This is a genomic window from Streptomyces sp. C36, from assembly GCF_040932295.1.
Taxonomy (GTDB): domain Bacteria; phylum Actinomycetota; class Actinomycetes; order Streptomycetales; family Streptomycetaceae; genus Streptomyces; species Streptomyces triculaminicus.
In genome coordinates this window covers 216,379-237,809 of record NZ_JBFQGI010000003.1, presented here as the reverse complement: position 1 = coordinate 237,809, position 21,431 = coordinate 216,379, and the positions used below count along the sequence as shown (strand labels likewise).

General features: G+C 68.9%; 16 protein-coding genes. 4 read left to right on the top strand and 12 right to left on the bottom strand.

All coding sequences use genetic code 11. From position 1 onward, the window contains the following. Positions 1-146: 146 nt before the first annotated feature. The 7 genes from AB4K12_RS10850 to ngcE all read right to left on the bottom strand — a co-directional run bounded on the left by AB4K12_RS10850 (position 147) and on the right by ngcE (position 8,386). Entirely contained in the window at positions 147-1,445 is a 1,299-nt protein-coding gene (locus tag AB4K12_RS10850) for a sugar ABC transporter permease (RefSeq protein WP_368433997.1), read from the bottom strand. Further along, positions 1,442-2,248: an ATP-binding cassette domain-containing protein gene (locus tag AB4K12_RS10845; RefSeq protein WP_368433996.1), complete on the bottom strand. Its 807-nt coding sequence runs from the start codon at positions 2,246-2,248 to the stop codon at positions 1,442-1,444. Before AB4K12_RS10845 ends, AB4K12_RS10850 begins: the two co-directional genes overlap by 4 nt. Before the next feature lie 122 nt (positions 2,249-2,370). Then, entirely contained in the window at positions 2,371-3,477 is a 1,107-nt protein-coding gene (locus AB4K12_RS10840) for a sugar ABC transporter substrate-binding protein (RefSeq protein ID WP_368433995.1), read from the bottom strand. 159 nt (positions 3,478-3,636) lie between these two features. Next, the gene (locus AB4K12_RS10835; RefSeq protein ID WP_368433994.1) at positions 3,637-4,839 is read right to left on the bottom strand and encodes an ROK family protein; all 1,203 of its coding nucleotides are present in this window, start codon (positions 4,837-4,839) and stop codon (positions 3,637-3,639) included. Between the two features lie 224 nt (positions 4,840-5,063). After that, positions 5,064-6,002 (bottom strand): carbohydrate ABC transporter permease, encoded by a 939-nt coding sequence (locus tag AB4K12_RS10830; protein WP_368433993.1) that lies wholly within the window; start codon positions 6,000-6,002, stop codon positions 5,064-5,066. After that, positions 6,002-6,919: a carbohydrate ABC transporter permease gene (locus AB4K12_RS10825; protein ID WP_086571390.1), complete on the bottom strand. Its 918-nt coding sequence runs from the start codon at positions 6,917-6,919 to the stop codon at positions 6,002-6,004. Before AB4K12_RS10825 ends, AB4K12_RS10830 begins: the two co-directional genes overlap by 1 nt. Positions 6,920-6,931: 12 nt before the next feature. Continuing rightward, a complete protein-coding gene (ngcE, locus tag AB4K12_RS10820; protein ID WP_368433992.1) occupies positions 6,932-8,386 on the bottom strand; it encodes an N-acetylglucosamine/diacetylchitobiose ABC transporter substrate-binding protein in 1,455 nt (484 codons plus the stop codon). Positions 8,387-9,069: 683 nt separating this feature from the next. On the opposite strand from ngcE, the gene AB4K12_RS10815 reads away from it, so the two are divergent. Continuing rightward, positions 9,070-12,852 carry a GH92 family glycosyl hydrolase gene (locus tag AB4K12_RS10815; RefSeq protein WP_368434436.1) on the top strand — a complete coding sequence of 1,261 codons (3,783 nt, stop codon included), beginning with the start codon at positions 9,070-9,072 and terminating at the stop codon, positions 12,850-12,852. 138 nt (positions 12,853-12,990) lie between these two features. After that, positions 12,991-13,956, top strand: a complete 966-nt coding sequence (locus AB4K12_RS10810) for an FG-GAP repeat domain-containing protein (RefSeq protein WP_368433991.1) — start codon at positions 12,991-12,993, stop codon at positions 13,954-13,956. 50 nt (positions 13,957-14,006) lie between these two features. Here the strand turns inward: AB4K12_RS10810 and AB4K12_RS10805 are convergent, their stop codons facing one another. Continuing rightward, on the bottom strand, positions 14,007-15,143 hold the full coding sequence (locus AB4K12_RS10805; protein WP_368433990.1) for a serine hydrolase domain-containing protein: 1,137 nt from the start codon (positions 15,141-15,143) through the stop codon (positions 14,007-14,009). A gap of 110 nt (positions 15,144-15,253) precedes the next feature. On the opposite strand from AB4K12_RS10805, the gene AB4K12_RS10800 reads away from it, so the two are divergent. Together AB4K12_RS10800 and AB4K12_RS10795 are read left to right on the top strand one after the other, a co-directional pair. Continuing rightward, on the top strand, positions 15,254-16,087 hold the full coding sequence (locus tag AB4K12_RS10800) for a Scr1 family TA system antitoxin-like transcriptional regulator (protein ID WP_368433989.1): 834 nt from the start codon (positions 15,254-15,256) through the stop codon (positions 16,085-16,087). Then, positions 16,084-16,359, top strand: a complete 276-nt coding sequence (locus AB4K12_RS10795; protein ID WP_368433988.1) for a DUF397 domain-containing protein — start codon at positions 16,084-16,086, stop codon at positions 16,357-16,359. Before AB4K12_RS10800 ends, AB4K12_RS10795 begins: the two co-directional genes overlap by 4 nt. Here AB4K12_RS10795 and AB4K12_RS10790 read toward each other — a convergent pair. The 4 genes from AB4K12_RS10790 to acnA all read right to left on the bottom strand — a co-directional run bounded on the left by AB4K12_RS10790 (position 16,331) and on the right by acnA (position 21,314). Then, positions 16,331-17,593: a hypothetical protein gene (locus AB4K12_RS10790; RefSeq protein WP_368433987.1), complete on the bottom strand. Its 1,263-nt coding sequence runs from the start codon at positions 17,591-17,593 to the stop codon at positions 16,331-16,333. The two genes, AB4K12_RS10795 and AB4K12_RS10790, sit on opposite strands and share 29 nt — an antisense overlap. A gap of 94 nt (positions 17,594-17,687) precedes the next feature. Continuing rightward, positions 17,688-18,029: a hypothetical protein gene (locus AB4K12_RS10785; protein ID WP_368433986.1), complete on the bottom strand. Its 342-nt coding sequence runs from the start codon at positions 18,027-18,029 to the stop codon at positions 17,688-17,690. 39 nt (positions 18,030-18,068) lie between these two features. After that, the gene (locus AB4K12_RS10780; RefSeq protein WP_086573908.1) at positions 18,069-18,341 is read right to left on the bottom strand and encodes a hypothetical protein; all 273 of its coding nucleotides are present in this window, start codon (positions 18,339-18,341) and stop codon (positions 18,069-18,071) included. Between the two features lie 258 nt (positions 18,342-18,599). Continuing rightward, positions 18,600-21,314 carry an aconitate hydratase AcnA gene (acnA, locus tag AB4K12_RS10775; protein WP_368433985.1) on the bottom strand — a complete coding sequence of 905 codons (2,715 nt, stop codon included), beginning with the start codon at positions 21,312-21,314 and terminating at the stop codon, positions 18,600-18,602. Positions 21,315-21,431 lie beyond the last annotated feature (117 nt).

Below are 21,431 nucleotides of genomic sequence, written 5' to 3'. Positions count from 1 at the left end.
ACCAATGTCACGCGATCGGCGCAGCCACCCCGTAAATCGCCGCAAAGGGGCATGGGTGGGCGCCGGCCCCCACTGGCCGGCGCCCACCCGTTCGCGGGGACGGTCCGTGACGACCGTCCGGCCGCCCCTACGACCGTCCGGCCGCCCTACGCCCGCCCGGCCGTCTTCTGCGTCCGGCGGGAGACGGAGTCGATCACGACGGCGGCCAGCAGCACCGCGCCGGTGATCATGTACTGGACCGCCGAGGCGATGCCCAGCAGGGCCATGCCGGAGGCGATGGACTGGATCACCAGCACGCCCAGCAGCGCGGACCAGGTCTTGCCGCGGCCGCCGAAGAGGCTGGTGCCGCCGATGACGGCCGCCGCGATGGCGTTCATCAGCAGGCTGCCGGCGCCGGAGGACTGGTTGGCGGCGTTGATCTGGGAGGCCAGGAACATGCCGCCGAGGGCCGCCATGGTGCCGGAGAGCGCGAAGACGGAGATCCGGACCGCCGCGACGTTGATGCCGGCCCGGCTGGCCGCCTCGACGCTGCCGCCCAGGGCGAAGACCTTGCGCCCGTAGGAGGTGCGGCGCAGCACGAAGTCCAGCGCGACCACCACCCCGAGGAAGATCACCACGGCCATCGGCAGGCCCTTGTACTCGTTGAACAGCCACGCCACCACGTAGGCGGGCACCGCCAGGGCGGCGGTCCGCAGGACGATCTCGCTGACCGGGCGGCTGGGCACGCCGGCCGCCTCGCGCCGCTTGGCGTCGCGCAGGGACACCAGCAGGAACGCCACGACGCTCAGCGTGGCCAGCCCGTAGGCGGCGGCGACGTCGCTGAAGTAGTGGTTGGTCAGCCCCGCGACCAGACCGGAGTCGTCGAGGTTGATCGTGCCGTTGGAGCCCAGGACCTGCAGCATCAGGCCGTTCCAGCCCAGCAGACCGGCCAGGGTGACCACGAAGGCGGGCACGCCGATACGGGCGAAGAAGAAGCCGTGCAGCGCGCCGACGACGGTGCCGGAGAGGATCGCGACGACCAGGGCGAGCCACTCGGGCATGCCGTGGTTGACGTTGAGGACGGCGAAGGTGGCCGCGGCCAGGCCGCTGACCGAGCCCACGGACAGGTCGATCTCGCCGAGGATCAGCACGAAGACGATGCCGACCGCGATCAGGCCGGTGCCGGCGGCGGTGACGAAGAGGTTGGAGAGGTTCTCGGCGCCGAGGAAGGCGGAGTCCCGCAGCTGGAAGACCAGGCCGATGATGATCAGGCCGACCACCACGGGCAGCGAGCCCAGCTCGCCGCTGCGCAGCTTGCGGCGGAACTCGCTCAAGTAGCCGGCGAAGCCCTCCTGGCGGACCAGCAGGCGCGGGTCGACGGCCGTGACGGCCGCCGCGGCGGCCCGCGGGGTGTCCTCGGGCTCCTGCGGGGTGTCCTGGGGGTCCTTGGACAGGTCGGTGGTCACTTGGTGCCCTCCTCTGCCTTCTCACCTGCGGCGGATCGGGCCTTGCGGCGGGTGACGGCGTTGTCCGTCGCACCGGTGATGGCGGAGATGATTTCTTCCTGCGAGGTCGTCGCGACGTCGAACGTGCCGTTGTTGCGGCCCAGGCGCAGCACGGCGACCCGGTCGGCGACGGCCTTGACGTCGGCCATGTTGTGGCTGATCAGGATCACGCCGAGGCCCCGCTCACGCAGCCGCTCGACGAGGTCGAGGACCTGGGCGGTCTGCTCGACGCCGAGCGCGGCGGTGGGCTCGTCGAGGATGACGATCTTGGGCTCGCCGAGCAGCGAACGGGCGATGGCGACGGTCTGCCGCTGCCCGCCGGAGAGCGAGGCGATGGGGATCCGGACACTGGGGATCCGGATGGAGAGGGTGGAGAGCAGCTCGCGCGAGCGGCGTTCCATCTCGACCTCGTCGAGCACCCCGGCGCGGACGATCTCGCGCCCGAGGAAGAGGTTGCCGACCACGTCGAGGTTGTCGCACAGGGCGAGGTCCTGGTAGACGGTCGCGATGCCCAGTTCCTGGGCGGCGTGCGGCCGGTCCACGGTGACGGGGCGGCCGTCCCACTCGATGACGCCGTCGTCGGCGGGACCGACTCCGGCGATGGTCTTGACCAGGGTGGACTTTCCGGCACCGTTGTCGCCGACCAGGGCGACCACCTCACCGGCGTGAATCTCCAGCTCTACGTCCGTGAGCGCCTGGACGGCGCCGAACCGCTTGGAGATCCCGCGCAACGCCAGCACGGGCGTAGCGGACACGTGCATCATCTCCTTCGCCGCCTTGACCGGCGGACTGCTCCGCCGGAAACCGGCGGGGGGTGCTCCGTCCGGCGCCGGGGGGGAGGGCGCCGGACGGAGTCTCGAGAGGGGGGCGGGGCTGCTTCGGGGGGCTACTTCAGCCCGGCCTTCTCGCACTGCTCCTTGTACTTGTCGGTGCAGATCTCGTCGAGGCCGAAGAAGCCCTCCTTGCCGACGTACTTCCCGATGTCGGCCTTGGTCAGCGCGAAGGGGGTGACGATGACGGCGGGGATCTTCTTCTGGGTGCCGCTGTCGACGGTCGACTTGGCGACACTCTCGGCGCCCTTGCCCTTGGCCAGGGAGACGGCCAGCTCGGCCGCCGCGTCCGCCTCGGGCTTGTAGGGCTTGTAGACGCTCATGAACTGCTCGTCGGCGAGGATGCGCTGCACGGCGGAGAGCTCGGCGTCCTGGCCGGTGACCGGCGGGAGCTTGTCGAAGCCGGCGCTCTTCATGGCGGTGATGATGCCGCCGGCCATGCCGTCGTTGGCGGAGTAGACGCCGACGATGTTCTCCTTGCCCAGCGAGGAGATGGCGCCCTTCATGTTCTCGTTGGCGTTCTCCGGCTTCCACTCCTTGGTGTCGTACTCCTTGCCGACCTTGACCTTGCCGTCGAGTACGGAGTGGGCGCCGTCCTTGTACATCTTGGCGTTCGGGTCGGTGATCGCGCCGTTCATCATCACGATCTCGCCCTTGGAGGCGTTGTCGCCGAGCTCCTTGAGCAGCGACTCGCCCTGGATCTTGCCGACCCGCTCGTTGTCGACGGAGGTGTAGGCCTTGATGGGGCCCTCGGCGAGGCGGTCGTAGGCGACGACCGGGATGCCCTTGTCGGCGGCCTTCTTCACCGAGGAGGCGATCGACTTCGCGTCCACCGCGTCGACGATCAGCGCGTCGACCTTCTTGGTGATCATCGTGTCGACCTGCTGCTGCTGGACCGAGGCGTCCTGCTTGGCGTTCTCGTAGAGGACGACGGTGTCCGCGCCCGCCAATTCCTTGATCTTCTTTTCGATCAGCGGCTTGTCGAACCGCTCGTAACGCGCGGTCTGGTTCTCCGGGAGCAGGAGGCCGATGGTCAGCGGGCCGTCCTTGTCCTTCTTCTTTTCCCCGCCCGCCGCTTCCTTGGCGCTGCCACAGGCGGCCAGTCCGGCGGCCATCGAAACGGCGGCAAGGGCGATCGCGGTCCGACGCAGATGAGAATTCACGTGCAGATACCTCCCTGACGAGGCCGCGTCGTTGCGGCCGAGGTGGCTGGAAGTCAACTCGGCCGCCAAGTGACCGTCAAGAAGTAAATCCTTAACGAGATGGCAACGATGCCATTCGTTATCTGTTTGAACTCAAGAACGACGCAATACGGGCATGCGTCAGCGGCCGAACGAGGGGGCGTGCCCGGCCCCGGCGTCGTCCAGCAGGGTCGAGTCGCCCATCTCGCTGAGCACGAGCGCCAGCGCGCCCAGCACCTCCGACCGGCCGCCCAGCGCGCCCGGTACGACCTCCAACTGCCGCGCCGCGCTGGGAATCGCGTAGCGCGAGACGGACTCGCGGATGGTCGAGAGCACGAGATCGCCCGCCTCGGCGAGGTCTCCGCCGAGCACGACCCGGCTGGGATTGAGCAGATTGCACAGATTCGCCACGCCGCTGCCGATATACCGGCCTACGTCCGCGATCACCCGCCGGCAACCCGGGTCGCCGTCGTGCGCGAGCTGCACCATCCTGGCCATGGTCAGGTCGGCTCCATGAGCCGAATGCAGCAACGGCAGGACATACCGGGCGGCCGTGAACGTCTCCAGGCAGCCACGGTTGCCGCAACGGCACACCGGACCCGACTCGTCCAGAGTGATGTGCCCGATTTCGCCCGCTGTGCCGCCCGGCCCCCGGTAGATCTGCCCGTTGATCACCAGTCCGGCGCCCACACCGCTGGCGACCTTGATGTACGCCAGATCGGCGGCACCCCGGCCGGCACCCCAGACCAGCTCGCCCAGCGCACCCAGGTTGGCGTCGTTGTCCACGTGCACCGGCACGCCCAGGCGGGCCGCGAGGTCGTCACGCGGGTTGGTGCCCGCCCAGCCCGGCAGGATCGCGGTCGAGCCCAGCACCCCGGACTCCACGTCGATGGGCCCGGGCACACCGAGCCCCACCCCGACGATCTTGTCCGGACTGATCCCCGCCGCCGCGATCAGGCTCTTGACCAGGTACTCCGCCCGGGCCAGGCCCTGCGCCGCGGAGGCGTCCACATCCAGCGGCTCGGCCTCCTCGGCCAGCACCCGGTGGGCGAGATTACCGATCGCCACCCGCAGGTGGGTATGCCCGAAATCGACGCCCACGACGATCCCGGCGTCACCGGAGAGCGACACGCTACGGGCCCGCCGCCCACCGGAGGACGTGGGCGTCACCTCCACCGTCCCGCCGTCCTTCAGCTCCCGGACGATGTTGGAGACCGTGGCCGCCGACAGGCCGGTGGCCCGAGCGATCTCCGCCTGCGTGAGCGACCCCGCCATGCGCACCGCGCGCACGACCCGCTCCAGGTTGGCCCGGTGCAGCGATGACTGCGACCCCGGAGTCTCCACGCCCATCCACTCCTGCCTCACCGGGACGGCACGACCACCGCCCCATGGGCCGGACTGCGACTCTGAAGCCCGGCCATCCCTACAACATCTGAACTCTAAGCTCAGCCGTGCAGGGGAGAAGCCGTCAAGGGCTTGAACCACATTGAGGCCTCATCGTAGGACTGGGGCCGGGGCGGCCCGAGCCCGGCCGCCCCGCCGCACCACCGCACCGGCCCGGCGGCCCCCTACTTCAGCGCCCCCGCCGTCAGTCCCGCCTGGACCTGGCGCTGGAAGACGATGTAGGCGCCGAGGACCGGCAGCATGGCCATGACCAGGCCGGCGAAGAGTCCGGACCAGTCGCCCTTGTAGCCCTGGCTGACCGCGAGCGCCACCAGGCCCTGGGGCAGCAGCTTCTTGTCGTCGTCGCCGACGTTCAGCACCGTGGGCAGCAGGTACTGGTTCCACTGCCCCAGGAAGTTGAAGATCCCCACGCTGATCAGGCCGGGCCTGGCCATGGGGAGCATCACCTGGAAGAACGTACGGGTGTGCGACGCCCCGTCGATCAGCGCGGCCTCGGCGACCGAGGTGGGCAGGGTCCGGAAGAAGCCGCTGAGGAAGAAGATGGTGAACGGCAGCGAATAGGCGATGTAGACGAGGATGAGCCCGGGATAGGTGTTGAGCAGCTGCATGTTCTCCATCACGAAGAACAGCGGGACCAGCGCCAGGATGATGGGGAAGCTCATTCCGGCGACGAAGAGGAAATAGACGAAGCGGTTGCCGGGGAATTCGAAGCGGGCCAGTACATAGGCCGCCATCGAACCCAGCAGCATGGTGCCGACCAGCGAACCGGCCACGACGATGAGCGAGTTGAGGAAGTACTGGCTCATGTGGGCCTGGGACCAGGCCCGGCCCCAGGCGTCGACGTGGAGGCCGCTCGGCGGCGACCACGGCGAGGTGAAGATCTCCTTGTCGGTCTTGAAGGCGCTCATCACCGCCCACAGCAGCGGCAGCGTGACCATCAGGGCCCACAGCAGGAGGACGCCGTGCGAGAAGACGTTGAGCAGGCCGCCCTCGCTGCCGACGCGGCCCCCTGGGCCCCGCGCCCGCCGTCCGCGCTGCGCCGGAATTCCGGTGGCCGCGGCATCGGCGGCATCGGTCGCATCGGTGGTCGTACGTACGCGCATCAGTACTCCAGTCGCTCGCGCCGGCCGAGCTTCATGACGATGCCCGCGAAAAGCAGCGTGACGATGAGCAGCGCGACCCCGAGCGTGGTCGCGTATCCGGCCTGGCCGTCGCGGAACGCCTTGGTGTAGAGGTAGAAGGAGAGCACTTCGGTGGAGTAGTCCGGTCCGCCGGGCCCGATGGTCATGATCTGGACCACGGCGAACGAGTCGAGCGCCATGATGCCCATGTAGACCCAGCCCGTCTGCACGGTGTCCCACAGCAGGGGCAGGGTGATCCGGAAGAAGGTCTGCAGGCGGTTGGCGCCGTCCAGCAGCGCGGCCTCGTAGAAGTCCCGGGGAATGGAGCTCATTCCGGCCGAGAAGAGCACGACGTAGAAGCCGACGTTGCTCCAGACCATCACCGCCATCACGCACCACAGGGCCAGGTCCGGGTCGCCCAGCCATTCGGGGCGTACGGAGTCCAGGCCGACGGCGCTCAGAAAGGAGTTCAGGGCGCCGCTGTTGGGGTTGTAGGCGAACTGGAACAGCAGGGCGACGATCGCGATCGAGAGCACCTGCGGGAAGAAGTAGACGACTTTGTAGATGCCGGAGCCGCGGACTCCGGCGACCGCCGCGTTCTTCCTGCGGCGGCCGCCGACGTTGAGCATGAAGGCGAAGAAGAGTCCGAGGCCGATCGTCACCAGCGGCAGCACCAGCAGCAACAGGACGTTGTGCCCGACGGACGTCCAGAACACGTCGTCGTTCCAGAGCCGCCGGTAGTTGTCGGTCCCGGTCACGCGGAAGTCCGGGCTCAGTCCGGTCCAGTCCGTGAAGGAGTAGTAGATGGCCTGGACGAACGGCGAGATGACGAAGATGCCGTAGATCGCCAGCGGGAGGACCAGAAACCCCGCGATGAAACGGTACTTACCGTGCTGCATGGCCGCCACCGCTCACTTGTGCTTGTACTTCTTGACCGAGTCGTCCTTGGCGGTCTCGTCGGCGAAGCGCTGGATCTTCGTGATGGCCTCGTCGGGGGTGAGGCGGCCCGCCATCATCTCGCCGATCGCGGCGACGCCGATCTTCTCCTTCTGCAGGGCGACGTACCAGTCCTGCAGCCGCGGGTTGACCACGTTCTTCCCGGCCGCCTCGAGCACCTGCTGAGAGGAGGCCAGGCCGGACGGGAGGGTGAGGCCCTCGGTGCCGCCGTTGAGGGAGGTGAGCGAGGAGACGGACTTGATGAAGTTCTGGGAGGACTTCTTGCCCAGCATGACGCGGAGCAGTTCCATGCCGCCCTGCGGATTGCGGGCGTTCTTCGGCACGATGAACGGTTCGCCGCCGGAGGCCCAGATGGTGCCGAACGGCATCTTGTCGCTGTTCTTGTCGAGGCTGGACGGGGCCCCCACCGCCATCCGGAAATCCTGGGGCGTGGTCTTCTTCGCCTCGTTCTCCACCCAGGAGCCGTTGGGGAGGAACAGCGCCTTGCCCTGGTTCCAGGCGGTCTGCGAGTCGATGTGGGTCAGCCCTGGGGAGCCCTGGAGGATGTAGCCCTTCTTGTAGAGCTCGTAGTACGCCTCGAATGCGGCCTTGACGGCCGGGTCCTTCCACGCGTTGGGCTCGAGGTTGTCGATTCTCTTGAGCACCTCCACGCCGCCGATCTTGGCGATGAAGGGGTAGAGGCTGAACGGCACGTAGTACGGGTACTTTCCGGCGTACGTCCAGCCGGCGATGCCCTTCTTCTTCGCTGCCTCGCAGACCTTGAGCATCTCGTCCCAGGTCTCGGGGTACTGCGCGTCGAGCTTCTGGAGATTGGTCTTCGAATACCAGACGCCGTAGACGGTGTAGGCGTAGTAGAGGATCCAGGTCTCCTTGCCCTCGAACTGGCCCATCTCCACCACGCCGGGGCGCAGCGTGTCACGCACCTTCTTGGCGGGGTCGTCGTAGGAGGGCGCGTCCAGCAGGGCGGTGAGGTCGGTGAGCTGGTTCTTGCCGACGAGGGTGCCCATGTCCATTTGTTTGGCACCGGAGTTGTCGATGAGGTCCGGTGGGGTGCCGCCGTTGAAGCGGGGCTGGAGCTGGGTCTGGATCTCCTGGGTGGCGGAGTGCTTGACCTGGGCGTCGGGGAATGCCTTGCGGTATTCGGCCTCCGCGTCCTTGGCGTACTGCTGGCCGAATCCGCCGTCGAAGATGACGACGTCCAGGGCCGCCTTCTCGTTGACGGCGAGGGGGTTCTTCTCGCTCTTCTTCCCCTTGTCCACCTGCTTGCCGCCGTCGCCGTCCCCGCCGCTCGCGCAGGCGCTGAGCGCGCTCATGGCCGGCACCGAGATCAGGCCGATCGCCGCCGCTCGCTTGATCAGGTCGCGTCGGCCGTATTCCGGGCGCCGGCCGTGTTCCGGGGTGGATCCCATGCTCAAGTCCTCGCCTTCTCCAGGACTCAGGCGGTGTGACACCTCTCCCCTTGGGCGTTCGCCGTCGACGAAGGGCCCGACACCGCGCGTCGGTTGAAGCTGGATGTGCGTGAAACCGGATGGTGCGAGATGTACGAGATATGCGAGATGTGCGTAGAACCGGATGGTGCGAGACGTACGTGAACCGGATGTGCGGGGTGTACGTGAACCGGATGGTGCGGGGCGTACGCGAACCGGAAGCGCGGAGTGTTGCGCGGACCGCGCGGCGGGCCGGAAAAACCCGTCCCGGACGCCGACAGGTATAGTCCACTTCGATCAACTGGGCAAGATCGCAAGCGGCTTCGACCGCGCATCTTTCCCGAGTTGAGACCTCGTGACACACACCCGGCGGCCCTCTGGCGCACCGCCCGCCACCTCCCGGCGCACACCCGGCGGCCCCCCGGCAGACCGCCCCCGGCCCCCCGGCGCCCGCCCGGCGACACCAGCGCCGAGACCCTTGACACCACTGGTGTCTCACGCCCTACTTAACACTGCGCGGCTTGTATGACAACGTTGTCGGCCTGGTGGAGAGGCAAGGGATGCGACACAGACTCGGGTACCTCCGATGGCGTACGCTCGCCCGCCCCACCGCTCTGTTCGCAGCCACCGTAATGATGACGACCGCTCAGGTCACGCAAGGCGCCATGGGCGTGGCGGCCTCACCCGAAGGGCCCAAAGGGGCCGCGACCGAGCGCTTCGCCTCCTCCTTCGAGAGTGGTGAGCCGCAGCCCGACTGGCGCAACACCGTCGAGACCGACCACGACGGACGGCGGCTTTCCGCCGGGATCGACGGCGACGACTCCAGCGGCATCCCCGGCAATGTGACGGACAAGGTCACCACCGTCCGCGCCAGCGGCGAGCACGCCGAGGCGGGCGAGGTGAAGGAGAACCTGATCGACGGCGAGAGCGCCACCAAGTGGCTGGACTTCGAGCGGTCCGCCTGGCTGGAGTTCGAGCTGTCCGAGCCGGTCAAGGCCGTACGGTACGCGCTGACCTCGGCCAACGACGCGCCCGGCCGCGACCCCAGGGACTGGACGCTCAAGGGCTCCGACGACGGCAAGAACTGGAAGGTGCTGGACACCCGCCATGACGAGAGCTTCGAAAGCCGCCTGCAGACACGGGAGTTCGCCTTCGACGGCGCCGTCCCCTACCGGCAGTTCCGGCTGGAGATAACCCGCAACAGCGGCGAGCCCATCCTCCAGCTCGCCGAGGTGCAGCTGGCCACCGCCGGCGGCGGCACCCCGCCGCCCGCCGACATGCGCAGCCACATCGACCGCGGCCCCACCGGCTCCCCCACGGCCAAGGCCCGCGCGGGCTTCACCGGCACCCACGCCCTGCGCTACGGCGGCATGCACCAGGCGACCGGCCGCGGCTACTCGTACAACAAGGTGTTCGCGGTGAACACCAAGATCGCCCGGAACACCCTGCTGGCGTACAAGGTCTTCCCCGCCCTGCCCGAGGCCGACGCCCGTTACCCCGCCACGCACGTCTCCCTCGACCTGGCGTTCACCGACGGTACGTACCTCAGCCGGCTCGGCGCCGTCGACCAGCACGGGGCCGAGCTGACGCCGCAGGGGCAGGCCGCCTCCAAGACGCTCTATGTCAACCAGTGGAACAACAAGGAGGCGGACATCGGGGCCGTGGCCGCCGGCAAGACCGTCGAGCGGATCCTGATCGCCTACGACTCCCCCGTGGGCCCGGCGAAGTTCCGGGGCTGGGTGGACGACATCTCCATCGGCCCGGCCCCGACGGAGCGGCCCCCGGCCCACCCGGCGGACCGGGTCCTCACCACGCGCGGCACCAATTCCAGCTCCAACTTCTCCCGGGGCAACACCTTCCCCGCCACCGCCGTCCCGCACGGCTTCAACTTCTGGACCCCGGTCACCAACGCCGGCTCCACCGACTGGCTCTACCAGTACGCGGCCACCAACAACGCGGCCAACCTCCCCTCCGTCCAGGCCTTCGCCGCCAGTCACCAGCCCAGCCCCTGGATGGGCGACCGGCAGACCTTCCAGGTCATGCCCTCGGCCGCCGCCGGCACCCCCGACGCCTCGCGCGCCGCCCGCGCCCTGCCCTTCCGGCACCAGCGCGAGAGCGCGCGGCCCCACTACTACGGCGTCACCTTCGAGAACGGCCTCAAGGCCGAGATCGCCCCGACCGACCACGCGGCGATGATGCGCTTCACCTTCCCCGGCGACGACGCGGCCGTCGTCCTCGACAACGTCAAGAACCAGGGCGGGCTGACCCTCGACGCCGACCGTCGCTCGTTCACCGCCTACTCCGACGTCAGGAGCGGGCTGTCCACGGGCGCGGGCCGGCTGTTCGTCTACGGCGTCTTCGACCGGCCGGTCACCGCGAGCGGCAGGCTCAAGGGCGACGGCCCCGGCAGCGGCGAGGGCGTCACCGGCTACCTGCGCTTCGACGCGGGCCGGGACCGCACGGTCACGCTGCGCCTGGCGACCTCCCTCATCGGCACCGAGCAGGCCCGTGCCAACCTCGAGCAGGAGATCCCGGCGGGCGCCTCCTTCGCCCGGGTCCACGACCGCGCCCGTGCCGCGTGGGACGCCGTGCTGGGCCGCGTCGAGGTCGAGGGCGCCACCCGCGACCAGCTCACGACGCTCTACTCCAGCCTCTACCGCCTGTACCTCTATCCCAATTCCGGCTTCGAGAACACCGGCTCCGCCGCCCGCCCGCGCCCCCGCTACGCCAGCCCCTTCTCCCCGCCCGCCGGCCAGAACACCCCCACCGCCACCGGGGCGAAGGTCGTCGACGGCGAGGTGTACGTCAACAACGGCTTCTGGGACACCTACCGCACCACCTGGCCCGCCTACACCCTGCTCACCCCCAAGAGCGCCGGACGGCTCGTCGACGGCTTCGTCCGGCAGTACAAGGACGGCGGCTGGATCTCCCGCTGGTCCTCCCCCGGCTACGCCGACCTGATGACCGGCACCAGCTCGGACGTCGCCTTCGCCGACGCCTACGTCAAGGGCGTCTCCTTCGACGCGGAGGCGGCGTACGAGGCCGCGCTGAAGAACGCGACCGTGGCGCCCGGGAGCCCCGGAACCGGCCGCAAGGGCATGGACACCTCGGTCTTCCTCGGCTACACCAGCACCGCCACCCGCGAGGGCCTGTCCTGGGCGCTGGAGGGCTACCTCAACGACTTCGGGCTGGCGAAGATGGGCCGGGCGCTGTACGAGCGGACGCACAAGACGCGCTACCTGGACGAGTCCGAGTACTTCCTGGGCCGCGCCCGCAACTACGTCCGGCTCTTCGACACCCGGACCGGCTTCTTCCAGGGCCGGGACGCGAGCGGCGCCTGGCGGCTGCAGCCCGGCGCCTACGACCCGCGCGTGTGGGGCCACGACTACACCGAGACCAACGGCTGGAACTTCGCCTTCACCGCCCCCCAGGACACCCGGGGCCTGGCCACGCTGTACGGCGGCCGCACGGGCCTGGCCAAGAAGCTCGACGGCTACTTCACCACCCCCGAGACCGGCGAGGCGAAGTTCGCCGGCTCCTACGGCGGCGTCATCCACGAGATGACCGAGGCCCGGGACGTGCGCATGGGCATGTACGGGCACAGCAACCAGGTCTCGCACCACATCGCGTACCTCTACGACGCCGCGGGCGAGCCCTGGAAGACCCAGGAGAAGGTCCGCGAGGTCCTCTCCCGGCTCTACCTCGGCAGCGAGATCGGCCAGGGCTACCCGGGCGACGAGGACAACGGCGAGATGTCCGCCTGGTACCTCTTCAGCGCGCTGGGCTTCTACCCGCTGGTGATGGGGCAGGGCGAGTACGCGATCGGCTCCCCGCTCTTCACCAAGGCCACCCTGCACCTGGAGGGCGGCCGCGACCTCGTCGTGAAGGCGCCGCGCAACAGCGCCCGCAACATCTACGTCCAGGACGTGCGCCTCAACGGCCGGCCCTGGACCTCCACCGCCCTCCCGCACGTCCTGCTGGCCCAGGGCGGCACGCTGGAGTTCGCCATGGGCCCCCGGCCGTCCTCGTGGGGCTCGGGAGAGAACGCCGGCCCCACCTCCATCACCCGTGACGACAAGGTGCCGGTGCCGCCGGCGGACCTGACCGTGCCGGGCGCCACGGCCCTGACCGACGACAGCTCCCGCACGGAGGCGACCTTCACGACGACCCGCTTCGAGGTCGCCCCCGGCGCCCGCGTCGACTCCTACACCCTCACCTCCGCCGACCGCGCCAAGGCCCCGCACGGCTGGGTGCTGGCGGGCTCGGCGGACGGGCGGAGCTGGCAGGAGGTCGACCGCCGCGCGGACGAGGCCTTCGCCTGGGACCGGCAGACCCGCGTCTTCCGGCTCCGCTCCCCCGGCGAGTACCGCCACTACCGGCTGGAGCCGCTGGGCGGCGGGGAGGCCGTTCTGGCGGAGGTGGAACTGCTGGGGAGCAAGGGGATCTGACGGGGAGCAAGGTATTTGACGGGTACCCAAACCGGTTGACTCGTAAAGGCCGTGTGAAAGGATCGTGCCGATCACGTGGTGCGCCCGGCTTTATCCGGGCGTACCACGACATTTCCTTTCAAACTGATGGAGCAATACATGGCTCGATCTTCCGGCCGTTCGCGTGGGCGCGCCCTGTCGCGTCTCGTCACCGCGGCGATAGCCGCAACCCTGGCCGGTACCACCGCCGGGACCGCCATGGCGGCCACCCCGGCGGGCTCCACCGCCGCTCGCGACGCCGCGCGCGGCCTGGCCAAGGTCTCCACCGCCCCGGCTCAGCAGAGCACCGCCAAGGGCCTGGCGGCCCCCCGCGCGGTGGCGGCCCCCACCGCCAAGGCCCCGGTCATGCCGCTCGGCGCGGTCAACGACGCCGGCGAGCTGTACTTCTACGGCCCCGACGGCAAGGGCGGCCTGACCTCCCGTGAGCTGATCGACACCGGCTGGGACTCCATCCGCGCGGCCACCCACGTCGACCACGACGGCAACGGCGTCGCCGACGGCACGTACGTCCTGAGCAAGGCCGAGGAGGTCTGGTACTCCGACGGCGGCAACGGAAAGCGTGTCGCCGACGACTGGGGCCAGTACGACTCGTTCTTCTCCCCCGGCGACCTGGGCGGCTCGAAGCAGTCGGACATCCTCGTCCGCGACCGCTCCGGCGTGCTCTTCCTCTACGTGGCCAACGCCGACGGCTCGCTGTCCGGCCGCAAGAAGGTCGGCCCGGGCTGGGGCCAGTTCACCGAGATCACCGGCCGCGGCGACCTGACGGGCGACGGCAAGACCGACATCGTCGCCCGCGACAAGGACGGCGCGCTGTGGCTCTACAAGGGCACCGGCGACTCCACCAAGCCGTTCGAGGCCCGCACGAAGATCGGCCCGGGCTGGAACCAGTTCAACGAGCTGGTCGCCACCGGTGACGTCGACCTCGACGGCCGCACCGACCTGATCGCCCGCAACGGCGACGGCTCGCTGTGGCTCTACAAGGGCACGGGCAACGCCTCGTCCCCCTTCAAGTCCCGCGTGCAGATCGGCAACTCCGGCTGGAACCAGTACCGCTGGATGTTCTGAGCCTGACGCGAGGGCCGCACCCCCGGTGAGGGGGTGCGGCCCTTACGCTGTCACCCCTTCTGCGGGCAGGTGGCGCCGACGGCCGCCATCACCAGGTCGTTCACCGCCTTGCTCACAGCGGGCGGGCCGTCGACCTCGGACACCGACAGCGTCCAGCTGAAGCTCAGCTGCCGCCGGCCGTCCGGGGAGCTGAACGACATCGTGCGGTACCCGAACCCGTTGCCGGTGTTCCCCCACAGGTACTCGCCGGGCCGCGCCGGACACAGGTCGCCTCCCGGCGCCACTCCCAGCGCGTACGGCGCCACCGAGAACTCCCGCATCTCGGCCCACCGGGCGGCGGAGAGCAACGTGCCGTCGGACAACGCCCGGAAGAATCGGTTGACGTCGGCGTTGGTCGACACCACCCCCGCCGCCGCGCCCCACACCGACGGCGTGTAGACCGTGACGTCCCGCGCCGGCCGGCCCTCGACGAGGTGGTAGCCGTCGACATGCGGGCCGGTGAGATACGGGTTCACGACCGGGTACGACGTGTCCTTCATGCCCGCCGGGCGGAACACCCGCCGTTCCAGCTCGGTCCCGAGAGAACGACCGGTCTTCTTCTCGATCAGCTGCCCGATGACGAGGTAGTTGGTGTTGGAGTAATGGAATTCCGTACCGGGCTTGGACACCAGCGGCTTTTTCGCCGCCATCTTGATCAGATCGCGCGGGGGGAAGTACCGGTAGCGGTTCCGCTCCATCTCCTCGAGCTCTTTGTCGCCCGTCTCCGAATACAGCTGGTCGAAGTAATTCGGCACACCGCTGGTGTGGTTGAGCAGCTGGCGTACGGTGATCGGTTCCTTGTACGGCAGCAGCCCCGGCAGATGCTGCGACACCGGATCGTCGAGCTTCAGCCGCCCCTCGTCCACCAGTTGCATGACCACGGCCGCGACCATCGACTTGGTCACGCTGGCGATGCGGTAGCGGTCACCGGGCCGGGCGGGACGCTTGGTGCGCGTATCCCGCACCCCACTGGCCCCCGACCACGTCTTGTCCCCCACCCGCACCTCCGCGAGTGCGGCGGGTGCGCCGGCGGCGGTGAGCTTGTCGAGGGCCGACTGGAGTGCGTGGGCGTCCAACTCGGCATCCGGTGCCGGTGCCGCTGCGGCGGTCGCGGGTTGGACCGTCAGTCCGATGGCGAGTGCGGCCATTGCCGCGACGGTGCGGAGCCTCAATTTCACGGATTCCCCCAGGAGTTCGACTGTTCGCGATCCTAAGGGAATGAGCGCAATCCGGCCGCACCCGGGGCTACGCTGGCACGGTGACTCAGCCCAGGAACTCGGACCCGTACGCCGACGCTCGAGCGTTCTACGGATCGGAGCTGCGCCGCCTGAGAGAGGACGCCGGATTTTCTCAGGACCAGCTCGGCCAGCGCGCGTTCTGCTCCGGGACGTACATCGGACAGTTCGAGACAGCGGTACGGCGACCCCAGTTGGAAATCTCGAAGCTGCTCGACGAAGCGCTCGGGAGCGGCGAGCATCTGCAGCGGCTGTGCCGACTCTCCAGGGCATCCAAAGGAGTGGCAAGTTACTTCGCGGACGCGGCAGACCTCCAGTTGCGCGCGAAGACGATCAGCGAGTACTCGCCTGTGCTGATGCCAGGCCTGCTGCAGACGGAGGAGTACGCGCGTGCCGTCGTCCGTGCGGCCCAGCCGTTCGCCGCAGAGGACAAGGTCGAGGAATTCGTCCGTGCCCGGGTAGACCGCCAGCAACTGCTTGACGATACATCGCATCCTTTGATGTGGATCGTTCTTCAAGAGTCGACGCTGTGGTCCCATATCAGCGGTTCTGCCGGGATGCAACGGCAGCTCATGCACGTGATCGAAATGGCACAGCGGCCTCGGATCATCGTCCAGGTGCTCCCCTTCACAGCCATGGCCGAAGCCTTCATGGACGGCATGGTCATGCTCATGGACTTCTCCGACGCTCCACCTGTCGTATACACCGAAGGTGCCCGTAGCGGCCAACTTATCGAGGACACAGCCCTGGTGGAGAGCAACTGGAAGTCCTACGATCTCGTCAGGGCTGCGGCGCTCTCACCAGCGTCTTCCCTCAGCCTCCTTGAGTCGACAGCAGAGGGCTATGGGGCACGATGAGTGCATTACACGACCCGACCACGCTCACCTGGCGGAAGTCTTCCTACAGCGACGGCACCGGCGGTAGCTGCGTCGAAGTGGCGGAATGGCGCACATCGTCCTACAGCAATGGGGACAACGGCCTGTGCGTCGAAGTCGCCGACAACTTGCCAGGCATCATCCCTGTGCGCGACAGCAAAACGGCCCCCCGGGGCCCGGCCCTGGTCTTCGATGCCGCCACCTGGGCCGCCTTCATCCGCACCGTCAAGCGCGGCGGCGGCATCGGCGGATAAGCGCGCGGGCCGCCTGTGCGAGCATCAGGCCCAGGCCGGCGATCGGCAGGGCCAGGAGCAGGATCTGCAGGCACGCGGCGGTCATGGGGAGGACCGGGTCGTCGGCCGCGGTGGCGGCCCGTAGGAGCAGGCCGGCCTTGTCCCAGTCGGCCCGTAGCAGCTGCGGCAGGTTGATCAGCAGCAGGCCCAGCTGCAGGGAGAGTGCCGGGATCAGGAACAGGACCCAGCCCGCCACCACGATCTGCGGCCACCTCTTGAGCGCCTTCAACCGCTCGTCCTGGGGACGGCGCAGCACCACGCGCCTCAGGATCGGCCCGATGTACTTGAAGAGGTCCGGGATGCCGATCAGGTCGGCGACGATGTAGTAGCCGTCGAACCGCAGCGTGGGAAGCAACTGCTGGATCATCTCGAGGTGGACGGAGAGGATCGCCACCAGCAGCGGTGTGAAGCCGGTCGCGGCGTACAGCGCGACCAGGCCCAGGCCGAAGAGCGCGTTGAAGTAGACGCCGCCCAGGTCGGCGCGGATGCGCCCGGCGCGGCCGAGCCGGTACGAGTTGGTGATGTCGGTGTAGAAGGCGGGCCACACGAGGTAGACGCCGCACCCCATGGCGCCGGGTCGCACACCGCCGTAGCGGCAGGCGGCGCCGTGGCCCATTTCGTGGAAGGCGCAGGAGGCGATGGCCAGGAGGACGACGAGGAGCACGCTGGCCGGGGAGGAGAGCACGGACCACAGCGCGGCGCCGGTGTCCTGGGTCGTCCACAACCAGATCTCGCCCGCCACGAAGGCGCTCAGGGCCAGGACCATGACGGCCGGGCGGAACAGCCAGGCGAAGAGGCCGGAGAGGAACCAGGTGGCGTTCTCGGGGAGCACCGCCAGCCGGAACCGGAAGGCGAGGAACGGGTCCTTCCTGGGGGTGGGGGGCGGCGGCGAGCCGTCGCTGTGGGTGGTGACGCCGAGGGGGGCGAGCTTCTTGTCGAGCAGGAAGGCGACGTGCTCGGCGGTGAAGTCGCGGCCGGTCTCGCGGCTCAGTTCGGCGGCCACCCGGGTCATGACCGGTTCCGGTCCGGAACGGTGAGGGTCGTCCAGCGCCCGTACGACCTGGTAGAGCAGGGCGGGGAGGCGGACGATCTGGCCGTCGGGGCGGCAGACCAGCTGGGGCGGTTCCCGGTAGCCGGAGCCCTCGAACTCTCCGACCAGTTCCATGCCGGCCACCAGCGTGGGTTCGTGGGCCATGGGCGCTCTCCGTGACATCGGCGAGGTGGCGGGGAAGGGCCGGAGGGTTTTGGTTCCGGCCCTTCCCCGGGGGCGCGGGCGAGCCGCTAGGCGATCAGTGGGTGGAGATGGCCGTGGGCATACAGGTCATGCTGGTGGTCGGGTTCGTGGACGGCAGGCCGAGCGAGCCGAGCAGGCCCGGGGTGCCCTGCCGGTCGACGGCCTGGCAGGCCGCGAGCATCGTGGTGCCGTGGTGGTCGGCCGGGGGCGCGAACACGCCGCCCACGCCTCCGCCCGACGCGGCGCTGCTGCTGGAGGCACCCGCACCGGCGCCCGAGCCGTTGGGGCCGGGGTCGGCGAAGGCGAGGGGCGTGGCGATGACGCCCATGACGGTCCGCTCGGGCAGCACCTCACCGGCGATGTTGTCGAGTTCCTCGAAGCTGATGGCGTTGACCATGTGCGTTCCCCTTCTCGAATGACGCTCGAATGACAGAGGTCAGCGGCTGGAAATGGCCGCAGGAATGCAGGTGGTGCTGTAGCCGGGAGAGCTGGGAGCGAGTCCCAGCGCGACGAGAAGGCCGGGGCTGCCGGCGTCCTGCCGGTACTGGCAGGCGTAGGCCACCGTCGTTCCGTGATCCGTTCGCACCAGCGTCGGAAACACGGGCTGATCGGTGCCCGCGGGCAGCAACACGCTCGAGAGCGCGATCCGCGGGGGAAGTTCCTCGCCGGAGATCCCGGCGAGTTCCCCGAAGGTGACGGCGGATCCCATCGCTGACAAATCCCTCCCTCTGGGAGGAAGCAGTCGCTCCATCCCGGCGGGGAGCCTAACCGGCCGGGGAATGCCCAACACTTTCCCAACCTCCCGATCACCCGGTCGTGTTGAGGGATGCCCCGGGAGAGTGGTGGGGTGAACGCGCGCCCGGGAGCGCCGAGTTCCTCAAGTCGTCGTGTTCGCAAGGGGAAACGCACGAGGGCCGCACCCCGTACGAAACGGGGTGCGGCCCTCGCCGCTCTGCTACCGGAACCGCTAGCCGCGGATCAGGTTGCGCAGCACGTACTGCATGATGCCGCCGTTGCGGTAGTAGTCCGCCTCACCGGGGGTGTCGATGCGGACGACCGCGTCGAACTCGACACCGGTGTCGGTGGTGACCTTGACCGTGCGCGGCGTGGTGCCGTCGTTGAGCTCGGTCACGCCGGCGAAGGAGAAGGTCTCCTCGCCGGTCAGGCCCAGGGACTCCGCCGAGGCGCCCTCGGGGAACTGCAGCGGGAGGACGCCCATGCCGATGAGGTTCGAGCGGTGGATGCGCTCGTAGGACTCGGCGATGACGGCCTTGACGCCGAGGAGCGCGGTGCCCTTGGCGGCCCAGTCGCGGGACGAGCCGGAGCCGTACTCCTTGCCGGCCAGGACGACCAGCGGGATGCCCTGGTCGATGTAGTTGCGCGAGGCGTCGTAGATGAACGACACCGGGGCGTCGTCCTTCGTGAAGTCGCGGGTGAAGCCGCCCTCGGTGCCCGGCGCGATCTGGTTGCGCAGGCGGATGTTGGCGAACGTACCGCGGATCATGACCTCGTGGTTGCCTCGGCGCGAGCCGTAGGAGTTGAAGTCACGACGCTCGACACCGTGCTCGGTGAGGTACTTGCCGGCGGGGGTGTCGGCCTTGATGGCACCGGCCGGGGAGATGTGGTCGGTGGTGACCGAGTCGCCGAGCTTCGCCAGCACGCGGGCGCCGGTGATGTCGGTGACCGGGGTGGTCTCCATCGTCATGCCCTCGAAGTACGGGGGCTTCCGGACGTAGGTGGACTCGGCGTCCCACTCGAAGGTGTTGCCGGTCGGGATCGGCAGGGCCTGCCACTGGGCGTCGCCCGCGAAGACGTCGCTGTAGGACTTGTTGAACATGTCCTCGCCGATGGCGTTCGCCACGACGTCGTTGACCTCGGCCTCGGAGGGCCAGATGTCCTTGAGGAAGACCGGGTTGCCGTCGGTGTCGGTGCCCAGGGCGTCCTTGGTGATGTCCACCTTCATGGAGCCGGCGAGGGCGTACGCGACGACCAGCGGCGGCGACGCCAGGTAGTTCATCTTGACGTCGGGGTTGATGCGACCCTCGAAGTTACGGTTGCCCGAGAGCACCGAGGTGACGGCGAGGTCGTGGTCGTTGACGGCCTTGGAGACCTCCTCCGGCAGCGGGCCGGAGTTGCCGATGCAGGTGGTGCAGCCGTAGCCGACGAGGTTGAAGCCGACCTTGTCGAGGTAGGGGGTCAGGCCCGCCTTGTCGAAGTAGTCGGTGACGACCTTGGAGCCCGGGGCGAGGGTGGTCTTGACCCACGGCTTGCGGGTCAGGCCCTTCTCGACCGCCTTCTTGGCCACGAGCGCCGCGGCGACCATGACGTAGGGGTTCGAGGTGTTGGTGCAGGAGGTGATCGCGGCGACGGTGACGGCGCCGTGGTCGATCACGTAGGTCGAGCCGTCGGGGGCGGTGACGGTGACCGGGTTGCTCGGCACGCCGTTGGACGCGGCCGGGGCGTCGGAGGCCGGGAAGGACTCCTCGCCGGCCTCGTCGGCGGTGGAGACGTAGTTGAGAACGTCGCGCTCGAACTGCGAGGCGGCCTCGGCCAGGATGATGCGGTCCTGCGGGCGCTTCGGGCCGGCGATCGAGGGGACGACCGTGGACATGTCGAGCTCGAGCTTCTCGGAGAAGTCGGGCTCGGCGGCCGGGTCGAGCCAGAGGCCCTGCTCCTTGGCGTACGCCTCGACGAGCGCGACCTGCTGCTCGGAGCGGCCGGTGAGCTTGAGGTAGTTCAGGGTCTCGCCGTCGATCGGGAAGATCGCGGCGGTGGAGCCGAACTCCGGCGACATGTTGCCGATGGTGGCGCGGTTGGCCAGCGAGGTGGCGGCGACGCCCTCACCGTAGAACTCGACGAACTTGCCGACGACGCCGTGCTTGCGCAGCATCTCGGTGATCGTGAGGACGAGGTCGGTGGCGGTGGTGCCGGCCGGGAGCTCACCGGTCAGCTTGAAGCCGACGACGCGCGGGATGAGCATGGAGACCGGCTGGCCGAGCATCGCGGCCTCGGCCTCGATGCCGCCGACGCCCCAGCCCAGCACGCCGAGGCCGTTGACCATCGTGGTGTGCGAGTCGGTGCCGACCAGGGTGTCGGGGTAGGCCTGGCCGTTGCGGACCATGACCGTGCGGGCCAGGTGCTCGATGTTCACCTGGTGGACGATGCCGGTGCCCGGGGGGACGACCTTGAAGTCGTCGAAGGCGGTCTGGCCCCAGCGCAGGAACTGGTAGCGCTCCTTGTTGCGGCCGTACTCCAGCTCGACGTTCTGGCCGAAGGCGTCCTTCGTGCCGAACTTGTCGGCGATGACGGAGTGGTCGATGACCAGCTCGGCCGGGGAGAGCGGGTTGACCTTCGCCGGGTCGCCGCCGAGCTCCTTGACGGCCTCACGCATGGTGGCGAGGTCGACGACGCAGGGGACGCCGGTGAAGTCCTGCATGATCACGCGGGCCGGCGTGAACTGGATCTCCTGGCTGGGCTGGGCCTGCGAGTCCCAGTTGCCCAGCGCGCGGATGTGGTCGGCGGTGATGTTCGCGCCGTCCTCCGTGCGGAGCAGGTTCTCCAGCAGCACCTTCAGGCTGTAGGGCAGGCGGGCGGAGCCCTCGACCTTGTCCAGCTTGAAGATCTCGTACGACTCGTCGCCCACCTGCAGCGTGCTGCGGGCGTCGAAGCTGTTCGCCGACACGACAGTCTCCTTCATGCATGAATTCGCGTACTGCGGCAATCCTGCCGCCACCCCACCGCGCGCATCCGCTAAGGTGTGCCTAAGTTAGGTACGCCTTACTGGCGCGACAGCGGTACG